Here is a 14,794-nt window from a genome sequence, read left to right as displayed (position 1 = left end):
TGATGATGCCGGATCAATTTTGAACGCTCATTGACAGCTGAAGAGAAGACAGAAAGGCAGCGAGCAACTATCTACTTTCGTGCTGACCAACTCACGCGGGAAACCTTGGACAAGTGATGGCTTTAAGACTTCGTGGTCGAAAGCCATGAAAGCAGCTGAAGTGTCGGGAAGAACTTTCCATGATTTGCGAGGCACTGCGGTTACAAGGTGGGCTGAAGCAGGAGCAACAGTTCCGCAGATTGCTGCCCTATCCGGGCATAGCCTCAAAGATGTGGAAACCATCTTAGAAAAGCACTATCTGAGCAAAACTCAGACGCTTGGCGATCAAGTAATATTGGGAATGGATCGAGCCAGAAAGTGAACAGAACTGTAAAACACGCTGTAAAACAGTCGGGTCCGTTTTCAAAAGTACGGCTCTAACTCATTGAAATAATTGGCGATCCCTGCAGGATTCGAACCTGCGACCGTCGGCTTAGAAGGCCGGTGCTCTATCCAGCTGAGCTAAGGGACCGCTTTTGCAAGGGCGAGTGGATCGCCCGTTGCATGGGATGTTTCATAAGGCCGTTAGAGAATAATCTCAATGCTGAAACTTAATGTGTCCACGGAGATAATCTGTCAAAACGGAAATTATCTGAATAGGATGCGCGGCGGTGCTTGCGTTTGCTTTCTTCATCAACGCGGTATGCAACATTGTTGCGTGTTGCGTAGGCGACCGCTTCTTCCTTGGTCGGGAACTTCAGCTTTACCTGCTGCTTCATATCACCTGATGACGTATAGCCCATCAGTGGATCAATGGATTTTGGGGACTGTGGATCGAACTCCAGCACCCAATTGTTGGTTTTGGCTGTTCCGGACTGCATTGCAGTTTTGGCTGGATTGTAAATGCGAGCTACCATGTAACCTCTCTTTTTCGCATTGGATTCGGAAACACACTCTCCAACGCGATATACCAGTTTTCCTGTTTCTTCTCCAATTATGCCATTGGTGTCAATGCACTTGGTCAAGCTATACCGATTTCTCTTAGTAAATAGCTATAGATGCACTCATTGCGGCCTTAAGTGCAATAATTGCGCTAGCCGGTGCAATAATTGCGGTTTTATTTCCAGTATTACCGGACTTGACGTTGGGCGATTTTTAATTAAGAAATTGCGAAGCTTTCGTGATATTTCTGTGACTAGTTACTTCTCCAAAGTTTATAGGTAATTTTAACTTGAAATATACCGGAGACAAAACTAGTTTGCGCGCGAACTGAGCGTTCACTGGAAATAAAAGCGCTTGAAGGTAGCTTTAATACACAAAGTTCCTCGAGTGCTTTTCTGGTGCCCGCTCATTTGTGGGCAACACTGCCACATTCAATGATGTGCGCTCACCTGCCTTTGTCCTGTGATGAAGGGTGGGTGCAAAATTGTAGTCAGGTGTTATGCCTGCTGCCAGGTGCATGAGAAACTACGCGAAGAAGACGCGGCGAAAAAAGTATACAGCATGTCTAACCTTAGAAAAAAACCTACTCTAGACAAAGACTTAGAAAAGTTTTCCAGGCTAGAGCTGGCCGGCAATGCAATGGCACGTCCATTGGTTGCTCCTGCGGTCGCATTTGTTTTTCTAATGTTCGCTATGGCGATGGCTGGTTTTTATGTCTCTGACCATCCAAACGCTATTATTATTGTTGCTGCTGCAGGTATTGGTGCTTATCTAGCGATTAATATCGGTGCAAATGATGTAGCAAACAATGTGGGTCCATCTGTTGGCTCAAAGGCTCTTACTATTGGCGGCGCCCTGCTGCTTGCAGCCATTTTTGAGAGTGCTGGCGCTTTGATTGCCGGTGGTGACGTCGTGAAGACGGTCTCCAAGGGCATTATCGACGCAACGCAAATTACAGACTACACAGACTTTGTGAAGCTGATGCTCGCGGCGCTGATCTCTGCAGCTGTCTGGCTGAACCTTGCAACATGGATCGGTGCTCCCGTCTCCACCACCCACTCTATCGTTGGTGGTGTGATGGGCGGCGGTATTGCTGCTGCTGGCTTTGGCTCTGTCAGCTGGGGCACCATGTCCGGCATTGCTGCAAGCTGGGTCATCTCTCCAGTTCTGGGTGGTATTATTGCGGCCTTGTTCCTGGCCTTCATCAAATCCTTCATTATCTACCAGCAAGACAAGATTGCTGCTGCCCGTCGTTGGGTGCCGCTGCTGATCGCGATTATGGCCGCTGCGTTTGCTACTTATCTGGCAATGAAGGGCTTGAAGAAGATCGTAAAGATCGACATTGAGGTCGCTCTACTGCTTGGCGCAATTGCCTTTGTTGCTGCACTGGCTATTTGTCGTCCGTTAATCCGCAAGCAGTCTGAAGGTATGGAAAACCGGAACCAGTCCCTGCGTATCCTGTTTCGTTGGCCTTTGATTTTCTCCGCAGCGCTTCTTTCCTTCGCCCACGGTGCGAACGATGTTGCGAATGCGATTGGTCCTCTTGCTGCGATCGTCCACACCGTTCAGGAAGGTGGTATTGCGAAAGCTGTGACAATTCCTCTCTGGGTTATGCTGATCGGTGCGTTTGGTATTTCTTTCGGTCTGATGCTGTTTGGTCCTAAGCTGATCCGTATGGTTGGCGAGAAGATCACCAAGCTGAACCCGATGCGCGCTTACTGTGTCTCCCTATCTGCTGCGATCACAGTGATCTTCGCGAGCTGGCTGGGGCTTCCGGTGAGTTCCACGCACATTGCAGTTGGCGCAATCTTCGGCGTTGGCTTCTTCCGTGAGTGGTACACAATGAAGTCCAAGCGCCGCATTGCTTTCGTGAAAGAAAGCACTGGCATGGAAAGCTTTAAGCAGAACACTGTGAAAGAAGACGAAAAGCGCCGCATGCTGGTGCGCCGCTCGCACTTCATGACCATCATTGCTGCTTGGGTGATTACGGTTCCGTTGGCCGCAATCCTGTCAGCCGCTCTGTTCTACGTGCTGGATCTCTTCGTGTTCTAAGCAGGTTTCACAGTCGTACGATTTAAGAAGCCCGGAGGCCCTCGCCTTCGGGCTTTTTCTATGTGCGCATTGGCTGTAGTTTTATGGCGAGTATTGCGGCTTTCCAATAGAGCATTTAAGGGGCCGCAGAGCGCTAGCTTGCACTTAGGGTGACCTATTCCGAGATTGGTTGAGAGGTGCTGTCAGTGACCTTCCCTGCCCGTTTCAATTAAAAAGCGATGCTGCTGAATGAGTCGTGCGACAGTAGATGCAAATGGAGCGCTACTTTGTGCAGATATGAGGGCACAAAAGCATAAAAGACAGCAATGCTGTCTACTTGAATCTCGAAATTTAGGGGAAGAAAAAGGGAAGATGGTCGGAGCAGCAGGATTCGAACCTGCGACCCTCTGGTCCCAAACCAGATGCGCTACCAGGCTGCGCTATGCTCCGATCTCATCAACGTGACGCCCTGCGGCGTCTTGTTGAGGCAGGTATATAGGCAGAGTTTTAAAGCTTGGCAAGCGTGTTTTATAGTTTTTCCCAAATCATGCGAGAAAATTTCAAAAACTGCATCCTGCTGTTGAAAAGACTGAAATTTCAGAGGCTTAAACAATGTGCGTGAAGACTGTGAAAATTTTAGCTTTTCTGCTGCGTGCGGGCAAAAAAAGAGGGTGAGCCTAAAAGACTCACCCCAAGTACATTCCAGAGACCCGCAATCGGGGTCTACAATCGCCAAACAGAGGTCAATAACAAAACTTGAATATTGAACTCATGTTTTAAATCGCAGAAATAACATGAGTGGTCAAGTCATATTTTAAAAGAAAATCAGAAGGGAGTGGATTAGTTGCTTGAAGCAATCACGTGGCCACGCTTAACCAGCCATGCATCTGCCCATTCAGCAGACTTGCGGCGCTCTTTTTCAGAGGCCAGGGAAAATGCCTTCTCGTGGAGAGAGACAATCCAGGCTTCATTATCGCCGCCAACCACTTGCCGGCGCGCCAAGGTCATCCATTTCAGGCCGGTCATGCGTGCGGTTGTCAGTTCTTCTGTGAAGTACAGTAATTCACCAAACTTGGCCTGGGCTCCGACGTGGCCTTTTACAGCGGCAAGTTTCAGCCAACGAGCAGCAAGACGGCGGTCATGATCTGGCAGCTTATCGTTGAGATACATAATGCCGAGATTGTACTGCGCATCCGCATCGCCAAAGTAGGAGGCAGCGTAGGTGAACACCTCACGTGCTTTGTGCGTGTTCTGTTTAACCGGGCTATCGCCAATACCTGTCAGGAAGTAGCGACCCAGTTCGACAAGTGCGCTTGCGACAAATGGGGCTGAGCGTGCTTTGGGGCCATCGGAAGAGTATTCGCGCACGACCTGGGAAAAATACTGGAACGCCTGAAGATCATCTTCTGGCACGCCGTCTCCTTGCGCGTACATTCTGCCGAGCTTCCAGGCTGCCATAGCCTGTCCGTTTTCAGCAGCATAGCGAAGTGGAGAGAGCGCCTTGTCTTTTTCACCGGAGTAGTAAGCGCGGGCCCCTTCCCTCAAGGCTTGCTGAGGTGTGACATTTGCCATCTGATTGACGGCAGCCATTGCACTTGCGCTTTTGTTGGTATCCAGAGCATGTGCACTGTTGAGTGCGAGAAGGATAAGAACCGAGGCGCAGCTCAAGCTTGTTACAAGACGCGTCAACGCATTGTGGTGCGTTCCCATTTCATCTTTAAACAGAGCTTTTATCAAAGTGCCTCACTTGACCACTGCCTACTTGTCAGTGGTTCTGACTTCTTATCTTTTCATACCGTCGTTGCGTGATCAGGCTATGAAAGGAAAAAATGTCAATTTTGTTTCCAAAGGTGACATACCTTCAAATTGTCACAAATGATCTTACAAATGCCTAGCTTTCTATCTGATTGACAAAAATCCTACACAGTTCGACCATCTCTCAAACATGGACAAGGCAAACTATCCAATTTGCCATTCATGAACCAGTGTCAGTTTCCACCATTCGGGTCAGCGCAAAATGCTGTTGCATGCTCGCAACAATCTGCAGCAGATGACGTAACTGCCGTGTGTATGTCCGGTGTAAAGTTTTGGTCACAGGCCTTGGGCAATCACAAATGCCATTTGTATTTTCGCCGCGAATGGCGCATATGGCATCAGATGCCCGCTTTTGGTGGGGTTCGGCACATTCAGGTAAGCGAAAAGGCGTATGTCTGGCGCTTACCCACAAGGAACAAGAGTAGAACTCCGGCAGATCTTTGCCCTTTTCTCTCAGTCCTGCAAGACTGCCGTTTGATTCGAGACTATTTAAGCGCAAGACCAAAGAGGTACGATGAGCACGCCTGATGATCTGTTTGCAGATGTTACCAAAAGCATGGATGAGCTGACATCCTCTTCTGGCAGCACTGAGAAGAAACAAGCACCAGCCGCAAGCGCACCGACCTCACCTGCAAAGCCATCATCCGCAGGCAGGGCCGCTTCTGTCGGCGCTGAGGGTGATTACACCGCAGCTGACATTGAAGTGCTTGAAGGCCTGGAGCCTGTGCGTCGCCGCCCGGGAATGTATATTGGCGGCACGGATGAAAAGGCGCTGCACCACCTGTTCGCTGAAGTGATTGACAACTCCATGGATGAGGCCGTTGCAGGCCACGCCAGCTGGATTGATGTCTCCCTGGGCGATGATGGCTATCTGACCATTACTGATAATGGCCGCGGTATCCCGATTGATCCGCATCCTAAATATAAAGACAAGTCCGCGCTGGAAGTCATTATGACGACCCTGCATGCCGGCGGTAAGTTTGACAGTAAAGTCTATGAGACCTCTGGTGGTCTTCATGGTGTGGGGATTTCCGTTGTCAACGCGCTCTCCGAAGAGCTGGTTGTTGAGGTTGCGCGTAACCGCAAGCTGTATCGCCAGACATTCCGTCGTGGCCTTGCTGATGGCGGCCTTGAGCTGGTTGGGGATGTTCACAACCGCCGTGGCACCATGGTGCGGTTTAAGCCGGATGCGGAAATATTCGGCAAGACACTCAAGTTCAAACCCGCCCGTTTGATGAAGATGGCGCGTTCCAAGGCTTACCTGTTTGGCGGTGTGGAGATTCGTTGGCGCTGTGCCAAGGCTCTTGCCGATGAAGCCAATGGAGTGCCTGAGACTGCGACTTTCCATTTCCCTGGCGGCCTGAAGGATTATCTGGAAGAGGCTCTTGGTAAAGAGCGCCGCGTTACTGACGAAGTTTTTGCAGGTCGCACACAGGCGACGGGTAAGCACGGCTCAGTTGAATGGGCTGTTGCCTGGTTTGCTGGCGACGGGTTTGTCAACTCTTACTGTAACACTGTGCCAACGCCAGAAGGTGGGACGCATGAGACGGGCCTGCGCTATGCCCTGCTCCGCGGCCTGAAGGCCTATGGCGAGCTGATTGGCAACAAGAAGGCTTCCATTATTACGGGTGACGACGTTTTAACGTCAGCAGCTGGTATGCTTTCCGTGTTCGTGCGCGAGCCTGAGTTTGTTGGTCAGACAAAAGACAAGCTGGCCACGAATGAGGCAACCCGTATTGCTGAAAACGCCGTCCGCGATGCGTTTGACCACTGGCTGACCGCTTCTCCTAATCAGGCAAACAAACTGCTTGAGTGGGTGGTTGATCGTGCTGAAGAACGTTTGAAGCGTCGCCAGGAGAAGGATGTCGCACGTAAGACTGCGGTTCGTCGCCTTCGCCTGCCCGGTAAGCTCGCGGATTGCTCAACAAGCAAATCTGATGGCACTGAACTGTTTATCGTGGAGGGTGATTCCGCGGGGGGCTCAGCGAAACAAGCTCGTAATCGTGCAACACAGGCCGTTTTACCACTGCGCGGCAAGATCCTGAACGTTGCGAACGCTGGCCGGGACAAGCTGGTCGCAAACCAGCTGCTGTCTGATCTTATTCAGGCACTTGGGTGTGGAACACGCTCTCATTATGATGATAAAGATCTGCGTTATGAGCGCATTGTTATCATGACCGATGCGGACGTTGATGGGGCCCATATTGCAGCCCTTCTCATCACATTCTTCTATAAAGAGATGCCGGATCTGGTCAATAACGGCCATCTCTACCTTGCTGTTCCTCCGCTGTACCGGATCAGTCAGGGTGGCAAGACGCTTTATGCCCGAGATGACGCGCATCGTGAACAGCTTTTGAAAACCAGCTTTAAAAAGAATGGCAAGATTGAAATTGGCCGTTTTAAGGGGTTGGGTGAGATGTTGCCAGCTCAGCTGAAGGAAACCACCATGGATCCAAAGCGCCGGACACTGCTTAAAGTAGTTGTTGGCGAGGATGAAGTGAGCGAAACCCGCAATGCGGTTGAGCAGTTGATGGGTAACAAACCTGAGGCACGCTTCAACTTTATTCAGGAGCGGGCAGAGTTCGCGACTGATTTGGATATTTAAAAGACCCTTAATTCTGAATAGTTGCTGAGTTTTGCGTAGGTTATAACTCGGCAACCTTGGCATAACTTGAAGGAATATATCGGTTATACCGCAGAATTTATTGACAACGCTGCTTAGAAATGTAGTGTTCCGCCAAACTGGTTGGAGAAACCTGTAACTCATACGGCTTCCAGCTTCTCTCCTCAATTATCGTAAAGAACATGAAATATGTCGTTTTCCACTCTCGGACTTAGTGAGAAAGTTCTCGCCGCTGTAGAAGCCTCTGGCTATACAGAACCGACTGCCATTCAGGCAGGCGCCATCCCTTACGTTCTTGAACGTAGAGATGTCCTCGGGATTGCTCAAACTGGAACCGGGAAAACGGCAAGCTTTACGCTGCCGATGATTACACTTCTGGAAAAAGGCCGTGCGCGCGCCCGGATGCCAAGAACTCTTATTCTTGAGCCAACCCGTGAGCTTGCAGCGCAGGTGGAAGACAACTTCAATCGATATGGTGTCAATCACAAGCTGAACGTTGCACTGCTGATTGGCGGTGTTTCCTTTGCTGAACAGGACCGCAAGCTTGAGCGTGGCGCTGATGTTTTAATCGCAACGCCTGGCCGCCTGCTTGATCATTTCGAGCGCGGTAAGCTGCTGTTGCAGGGCGTCGATATTCTTGTAATCGACGAAGCTGACCGCATGCTGGACATGGGCTTCATTCCAGACATTGAGCGCATTTGTAAGCTTATCCCGTTCACTCGCCAGACCCTGTTCTTCTCTGCAACTATGCCGACAGAGATCCAGCGTTTGACGGACACGTTCCTGCAGAACCCTGCAAAGGTGGAAGTGGCGAAAGCTTCTACAACTGCAGATACTGTGACGCAGCGCATTGCTGCCGCTGACGCGGAAGACTATGAGAAGCGCGCAAAATTGCGTGAGCTGATCGAAGGCGCTGAAGATTTGCAGAATGCGATCGTATTCTGCAACCGGAAACGCGATGTAGCTACCCTCTTCCGTTCGCTTGTGCGTCATGAGTTTTCTGTTGGTGCACTTCACGGTGACATGGACCAGCGCTCTCGCATGACTATGTTGGACAACTTTAAAAAGGGTCACATCAAGGTTCTGGTGGCCAGTGATGTTGCTGCACGTGGTCTTGACATTCCAACCGTGAGCCACGTCTTTAACTTTGATCTTCCTATTCATGCAGAAGACTACGTCCACCGGATTGGACGTACCGGGCGTGCAGGCCGTGAGGGTACTGCGATTTCCATTGTGACGGGCAAGGACCAGAAAGCATTGCAAGCGATTAACGACATGATTGGTAAAGAGCTCGAGTGGGTCGGAGAGCCAGTTGATTTCTCCAAGCCTGCCGATGACAAAAAGTCTCGCCGCCGTTCTACCCGCACTCCAAAAGAAAAAAGCCGCTCACGTAAGCCTAAGGCTGAAGTTCAGGAAGCAGTCGTTCAGGAAACCGAATCTGTACCAGCTGGTCTTGAAGAACAACCTATGGTTCCAGTGCATGCTGAGCGTCGTGCTGCTCCACCTCGTCCAAGAGGCGGTCGCCGTGCTAACCAGCCTAAAGATGATGCGATTTTCCGTAATGCAAGCCATGTTCCGGCCTTCCTGCTGCGGGAAACTCGTTCCAAAGTTCAAAGCCGATAGCCCATTTTCCTGAGGTTAACCACTGGTTAGGTATATCCCATTAAATAAGCTAATGTTAAATTAGCTTATTAATTATGGGGTAGCCCTTTCCGTGACGCGGTGATGCAATCATGAGTCAAGAAGACGAATTCAAGCGTACGATTGTTTATGCAGACAGTGCGCTCGATTACATCAAGACGAATAAGCTTCCAGCGTTTCCACGCAACTATGAGCTGTGGTATTCTTACGCTTCCGGGTTTAACCGGGCCCTGAACCGGACCATCAATAAAATTCTTGCCCGCGATGGCAAAATTTCTCCTGAAGAGACTCAGAAGATCTATAACCGCTTTTTGTCGCCAAACCGTTTGGGTGAGCGCATTGACGAAGTTGGCGACAAGATCTCGGAGGAAGTTCGGGAACTGATTTCTGCGCTTGATAAGGGAACACTCAAAACCACCGAATACGGTGAAGAGCTGGCCCGTACGTTGAGCGCTCTTGAGAATGTCAGTGATCGTTCTCAGCTTTCCAAGCTTGTCATTCATCTTGCAAAACTGACCACTGAGACCGCAGAGAGTAATCAAGAGCTCCGCGAGCAACTGGTTGATTCTCGCCGTCAGATTGGCGTCTTGCAGGAAGGTTTGGAGGCGATCCGTTATGAATCGCTCACCGATGAGCTAACCACACTGAACAACCGCAAGCATTTCGATCAGAGTCTTGTGCGTGCGGTTAAAGAGACTGAAGAGAGCCATGCTCCCCTCTCCTTGTTGATTTCAGATATCGACCACTTCAAGCAGTTCAATGACAACTATGGGCACCAGACCGGCGACCAGGTTCTGCGACTTGTGGCGCTGGCGGTGAAGCAGAATGTCAAAAACAACGATATTGCGTGTCGTTATGGTGGTGAAGAGTTTGGCATCATTCTTCCAAGAACCACCATTGAAGATGCAAAGGTGATTGCGGAGAAGATCCGTAAGAACGTTGTAGCAAAAGAATTGGTAAAACGGTCAACTGGTGAAAACCTAGGTCGCATCACCATTTCAATCGGTATATCGACATTCCGGGCTGGTGACAGTGCTGAGAGTATGGTGTCTCGCGCTGATTTGGCGCTTTATGCTGCCAAGAAAGCTGGCCGCAACCTTGTGAAAGCTGAGGAAGAGAAGAAGATCCCCAGCGTGACACAGGTTGCTTAGCAGCGCTAATTTTTAAAAGAAAAATGTATTCGAGACGGCAGATCGTATGGTCGCCGTCTTTTTTTGTCGGCTGTCCAAGGCAGAAGAGGCTTTGGCACTCTCCTTCGCCTGAGCAAGCTGGCGAATTGCCTTTGCAATCCATCGTGTCAGTTGGACTTCATCCTCGATAACATTCAGAGGAACTGAATAGAAGTTTGTCGGGAAATACTCTCCGAAGCACTGATGGATGTAAGGCAGCTGACCTGTTAGCAAAAAATCTGCAACATTACTGGAACCCGCTTTGAGATAGAGTGATTTTTCGCGAACGAGCGCGAACATTTTGCCATTCATGTAATATCCGTGGCCACCAAACATGGGACGACAGCGAATATTCTTCAGAAATACCGGGCGTTTATCAGATATAAAAAAAGAGGATAAAGACATAAGCAATCACCAAAAGATATAAATATATTGAAAGCTTGCAATATTCAGTCGAAGACCGACAAGATTATTGCTTGCTTCATCCACTCACAGAAATGTGATGTGTTCTTTTGAATGATTATAGCTCGAGGCCCATCTGCCAGAAATTGGCCTCAAGTCTAGTGGCCTCTCTAAATATTCTAGACAATTTGGCGTAGCGTGCGTCAGTTGCGTAGAGCGCGCCGAGATCATCGATTTCCTTCACCGCGTCAGCGGCGAGTTCCTGATACTCATCACTGGAGTATTCTTTGATCCATTCTGCATATGGATTGCTTGGATCTAGTGCCCCATCTTGCTTTGCCAGCTCGGCACCAATTTCACCATAACCAATAGCGCAAGGTGCGAGTGCAACTTTCAGGTCGAGCATATCGCCCTTCATTGCGGTGTCGAGAACATACCGGGTGTATGCAAGATTTGCTGGCTCTTCCGGAGTTGCGACAATCTCGTTTTCAGACAGCCCCCAACTTTCGCAAAGGCGGATGTGAAGGCTCATCTCTACTTCAAGAATGCCCTTTGCGGAGGAAAGACATTTTCGCATCTGAGCAAGGTCAGTGGACTTGTACATGCCAAGCGCATAGGCGCGTGCGAACTCAATCAGGAAGAGATAGTCTTGGACGAGGTACTTCTTAAACGCTGCAATTGGCAGAGTTCCATCGCCAAGGCCCTGGACAAATTCATGTTTGGTGTAGGAATGCCACGTCTCGAGATTATCGTTTTTTAATGAATTAGAAAGAGACACGGCATCCCACCTATTGCCGTAGCTGCTCAGACTTGAGCGCTACTAGTTTTTCTGAGCAAACTTTGAAAGATCAGCTGGCAGCAGCTCTACGGATTCACCGCAACCGCATGCAGAGACTTCATTTGGATTTTTGAACGTAAAACCAGAGCGGAATTTCGTCGTTTCAAAACCCATTTCCGTTCCAAGCAGATAAAGCGTAGCTGCTGGATCAACAAAGACTTTTACGCCTTTATCTTCAACAACATCATCGCCGGACTTTGCTTCTGTTACCAGATCCAGTTCGTACTCCATGCCCGCACAGCCACCTGTTTTTATGGCGACACGCAAACCGAGTGGATCGGCATCACTTGCTTCAAGCAAAGTACGAATGTAATCAGCTGCTTCGTCCGTCAGCGATAGTACCTGAAATCCTGAGGCCATTTTGCACCCTCCATGGGCACCTCAACACTGTCGAGGTGCCATACATTGTAAGCGCTATTCGAACCTTAGAAGAAGTTCAACGCAACGCGAGCTTCGTCAGACATGCGGCTAGGATCCCATGGAGGATCAAAGGTCATATCCACTTGCACGGTGCCAACGCCTGGTACAGAGCTTACTGCGTTTTCTACCCAAATTGGCATTTCGCCAGCAACCGGGCAGCCTGGAGCGGTCAAAGTCATGTCGATTTTAACCGTGCGGTCATCCTCGATATCAACCTTGTAGATCAAGCCAAGCTCGTAGATATCGACCGGAATTTCCGGATCGAATACGGTTTTCATCGCAGCAATGATATCGCCGGTCAAACGCTCCAGCTCTTCCGCAGGAATTGCGGAGCTCTGGTTGATTTCCGGAGTTGTCAAAGGTCCGTCAGAGAACTCGCTTGTTTGTGTGTTGTCTGTCATAGGTCCTAACCAAACATCATCTGCGCTTTACGCAAGGCTTCTACCAGGCGATCAACTTCATCATGGGTGTTGTACAGGCCAAAACTTGCACGGCATGTACTGGTCACGCCGTAACGCGCCAGCAAAGGTTGCGCGCAATGGGTACCGGCCCGAACTGCAACGCCCGCTCTGTCAATCACCATTGAGATATCGTGGGCGTGAACCCCCTCAATCTCAAAGGAGAAGATCGATCCCTTATCCTTGGCGTTGCCAAAGATCTTCAGAGAATTGACTTCCTTTAAGCGCTGCTCTGCATAATCACGTAGGGACGCTTCATGCAATGCGATTTTTTCGCACCCCAGACTCTCCATATAGTCAAGGGCGGCCCCTAATCCAATAGCCTGAACGATTGGCGGGGTACCAGCCTCAAAACGATGCGGAGCTTCAGCATAGGTGACGAGACACTCAGTCACGTCCTTGATCATCTCACCGCCACCCTGGAATGGGCGCATCTTGTTGAGAATCTCTTTCTTGCCGTAGAGTACGCCGATGCCGCTTGGACCGTAGAGCTTATGCCCGGTGACTGCATAGAAGTCACAGCCAATATCCTGAACGTCGACAGGCATGTGCACCGCACTTTGCGAACCGTCGATCAGTACTTTTGCACCGCGTTCGTGTGCAAGGCGCGTGACTTCTTTCACTGGAACTACAGTTCCGGTGACGTTGGACATATGTGTCATCGCGACGATTTTGGTGCGATCTGTCAGGAGTTTTTCAAACTCATCCAGCAGAAACGTACCATCTTCGGCAATGGGTGCCCATTTGATGACAGCGCCTTTGCGTTCCCGCAGGAAGTTCCAAGGCACGATGTTGGAATGGTGTTCCATGATGGAGATGATGATTTCATCACCTTCCTGGATGTCATCTTCCAATCCGTAGGACACTAGATTGATTGCTTCAGTCGTCGATTTTGTAAAAACAATTTCGTCAATGCTTGGAGCATTCAGGAAACGGCGCACGGTTTCGCGTGCCGCCTCAAAGTTTTCGGTGGCTGTGTTCGACAGATAGTGTAAGCCACGATGCACATTGGCATATTCCTGGGTGTAGGCTTTGGTGATTGCATCAATCACCGCCGTCGGCTTTTGGGCTGACGCACCATTATCCAGGTAGACCAACGGCTTGCCATAGACCTCGGTTGAAAGGATCGGAAAATCTTTCCGAACCTTCTCAACGTCGTATGGAGCTGTGAAAGCCGTGTTGTCGACCTTGGTCATTCGCTCACCATATCATCGGCATGAAGCCAACTGCGTGTCATTGCTTCCAGCAATTCTACACACTGTTCCTCTTCAAATTCCTCAATAGCTTCAGAAAGGAATGCGAGAACGAGGATTTTGCGTGCCTGCGCTTCTGGAATACCGCGTGCCATGAGGTAGAACAGCAGGTCTTCGTCAATGTCGCCGGTGGTGGAACCGTGGGCGCACTGAACGTCGTCTGCAAAGATTTCCAGCTCAGGTTTGGCATTGATTTCAGCGGTATCGCTCAGCAGAAGCGTTTTGATCATCATCTGACCATCTGTCTTCTGCGCGGCTTGCTCCACAATGATCTTGCCTTGGAAGACTGCGCGGGCTTTGTCGTCGACGACAGAGCGGTAGTATTCGCGGCTTTCACATCCTGGAACGGCATGCTTCACAAACAGTGTGATATCAGCATGTTGGTTGTCTTTGAGCAGAGATGTTCCGCGCAGGCCAGCATGGGTGCCCTCGCCCTTGAACTCAAGGAAGAGTTGGGCACGAGACAGCGATGCGCCTTCATTGTAGATGAAGTGCTGGAAATTGGTTTCCGCACCCAACTCAATGCTAAGCGTTTCGATATGCTGCGCTTTTGCGCTTTCCACCTGCAATTTCAGCCAGTGCACATCTGCTTTGTCGCCAACTTTGACCTCCATGAGGGCGTTGGACTGGTAAGCAGCATCGGCATCACCTTCAAAGCTCTCGATGATGAGTGCTTTTGCGCCCGAACCGATTTCAACCGAGGTGCCTGCATAGGAGCTGACTTCGGAACCATCAGTGTAACGAACGATCTCAATCGGAAGATCAATCTTTGCATCTGCAGCGATTTTGATGCTGATGCCGCCCTGAACCAGAGCCTGATTGAGGTGCGCCATGGCGTCGTCGGTGCCGAGCTGTGATGCCAGGAAGCCGCCGGTCTGAGCAATACTCAAGCCTGCAACGTCTTGATCTGACGAGAGTTCTGGTGCGTATCGACCATTGACGATGGCGATGCGGTAGGTCTTCAGACCACCAGCACCCTTTAAAGCATCAGCTTTGGGCGCGGTTTTTGAAGCCAATGCAAATGCATCGTTCATTTTGGTGCGCAGGTCTGTGTAGTGCCACTCTTCAACGCGGCGATGCGGAATACCTTTTGCTTTGAAAGCATCCCACGCCTGTTTGCGTTGATTTGCGTTTTCCTGCGTTGTTTGCGCGAAAATTGCGTCGAACTGAGCGTTCAGGCTCTGCTCTGCTTTTGTCTCTTTAATATTTGCCGGAGCATTCAT

13 protein-coding genes and 2 tRNA genes are annotated in these 14,794 nt (G+C 50.0%); 5 read left to right on the top strand and 10 right to left on the bottom strand.

What is annotated here, in order from left to right; all coding sequences use genetic code 11:
- Positions 1–37 precede the first annotated feature (37 nt).
- Positions 38–361, top strand: a complete 324-nt coding sequence (locus PsWM33_RS04280; protein WP_082826869.1) for a tyrosine-type recombinase/integrase — start codon at positions 38–40, stop codon at positions 359–361.
- A gap of 73 nt (positions 362–434) precedes the next feature.
- Here the strand turns inward: PsWM33_RS04280 and PsWM33_RS04275 are convergent.
- Together PsWM33_RS04275 and PsWM33_RS04270 are read right to left on the bottom strand one after the other, a co-directional pair.
- Positions 435–511 (bottom strand) — tRNA-Arg (locus PsWM33_RS04275).
- Between the two features lie 79 nt (positions 512–590).
- Positions 591–896, bottom strand: a complete 306-nt coding sequence (locus tag PsWM33_RS04270; protein ID WP_057465385.1) for an ETC complex I subunit — start codon at positions 894–896, stop codon at positions 591–593.
- A gap of 586 nt (positions 897–1,482) precedes the next feature.
- Between PsWM33_RS04270 and PsWM33_RS04265 the strand changes: the two genes are divergently transcribed.
- Positions 1,483–2,973, top strand: a complete 1,491-nt coding sequence (locus PsWM33_RS04265) for an inorganic phosphate transporter (protein WP_193778273.1) — start codon at positions 1,483–1,485, stop codon at positions 2,971–2,973.
- A 352-nt stretch (positions 2,974–3,325) separates the two neighbouring features.
- On the opposite strand, the gene PsWM33_RS04260 is transcribed toward PsWM33_RS04265, so the two are convergent.
- Positions 3,326–3,402: transfer RNA gene (locus tag PsWM33_RS04260), tRNA-Pro, on the bottom strand.
- Between the two features lie 390 nt (positions 3,403–3,792).
- A complete protein-coding gene (locus tag PsWM33_RS04255; protein WP_208989601.1) occupies positions 3,793–4,689 on the bottom strand; it encodes a tetratricopeptide repeat protein in 897 nt (298 codons plus the stop codon).
- 592 nt (positions 4,690–5,281) lie between these two features.
- Between PsWM33_RS04255 and parE the strand changes: the two genes are divergently transcribed.
- The 3 genes from parE to PsWM33_RS04240 all read left to right on the top strand — a co-directional run bounded on the left by parE (position 5,282) and on the right by PsWM33_RS04240 (position 10,182).
- The gene (gene parE, locus PsWM33_RS04250) at positions 5,282–7,372 is read left to right on the top strand and encodes a DNA topoisomerase IV subunit B (RefSeq protein ID WP_063299341.1); all 2,091 of its coding nucleotides are present in this window, start codon (positions 5,282–5,284) and stop codon (positions 7,370–7,372) included.
- Positions 7,373–7,579: 207 nt separating this feature from the next.
- A complete protein-coding gene (locus PsWM33_RS04245) occupies positions 7,580–9,013 on the top strand; it encodes a DEAD/DEAH box helicase (RefSeq protein ID WP_063299340.1) in 1,434 nt (477 codons plus the stop codon).
- A 110-nt stretch (positions 9,014–9,123) separates the two neighbouring features.
- On the top strand, positions 9,124–10,182 hold the full coding sequence (locus PsWM33_RS04240; protein WP_063299339.1) for a GGDEF domain-containing protein: 1,059 nt from the start codon (positions 9,124–9,126) through the stop codon (positions 10,180–10,182).
- A gap of 12 nt (positions 10,183–10,194) precedes the next feature.
- Here the strand turns inward: PsWM33_RS04240 and PsWM33_RS04235 are convergent, their stop codons facing one another.
- The 6 genes from PsWM33_RS04235 to sufD form a co-directional block, all read right to left on the bottom strand.
- Positions 10,195–10,605: a TfoX/Sxy family protein gene (locus tag PsWM33_RS04235; RefSeq protein WP_082826868.1), complete on the bottom strand. Its 411-nt coding sequence runs from the start codon at positions 10,603–10,605 to the stop codon at positions 10,195–10,197.
- Positions 10,606–10,720: 115 nt separating this feature from the next.
- The gene (gene tenA, locus PsWM33_RS04230; RefSeq protein WP_063299337.1) at positions 10,721–11,380 is read right to left on the bottom strand and encodes a thiaminase II; all 660 of its coding nucleotides are present in this window, start codon (positions 11,378–11,380) and stop codon (positions 10,721–10,723) included.
- A gap of 42 nt (positions 11,381–11,422) precedes the next feature.
- On the bottom strand, positions 11,423–11,800 hold the full coding sequence (locus tag PsWM33_RS04225; RefSeq protein ID WP_057465160.1) for a HesB/IscA family protein: 378 nt from the start codon (positions 11,798–11,800) through the stop codon (positions 11,423–11,425).
- A gap of 65 nt (positions 11,801–11,865) precedes the next feature.
- Positions 11,866–12,261, bottom strand: coding sequence for an SUF system Fe-S cluster assembly protein (locus PsWM33_RS04220; protein WP_063296831.1), 396 nt, complete (start codon positions 12,259–12,261; stop codon positions 11,866–11,868).
- A gap of 5 nt (positions 12,262–12,266) precedes the next feature.
- Positions 12,267–13,514, bottom strand: coding sequence for a cysteine desulfurase (locus tag PsWM33_RS04215; protein WP_063299336.1), 1,248 nt, complete (start codon positions 13,512–13,514; stop codon positions 12,267–12,269).
- Positions 13,511–14,794: a Fe-S cluster assembly protein SufD gene (gene sufD, locus PsWM33_RS04210; RefSeq protein WP_063299335.1), complete on the bottom strand. Its 1,284-nt coding sequence runs from the start codon at positions 14,792–14,794 to the stop codon at positions 13,511–13,513. The genes PsWM33_RS04215 and sufD overlap by 4 nt, the downstream gene beginning before the upstream one ends.

This window comes from Pseudovibrio sp. WM33, from assembly GCF_001623165.1.
Taxonomy (GTDB): Bacteria; Pseudomonadota; Alphaproteobacteria; order Rhizobiales; family Stappiaceae; genus Pseudovibrio.
Note: the sequence above shows the minus strand (reverse complement) of the source record. Positions and strands in the feature narration are given on the sequence as shown.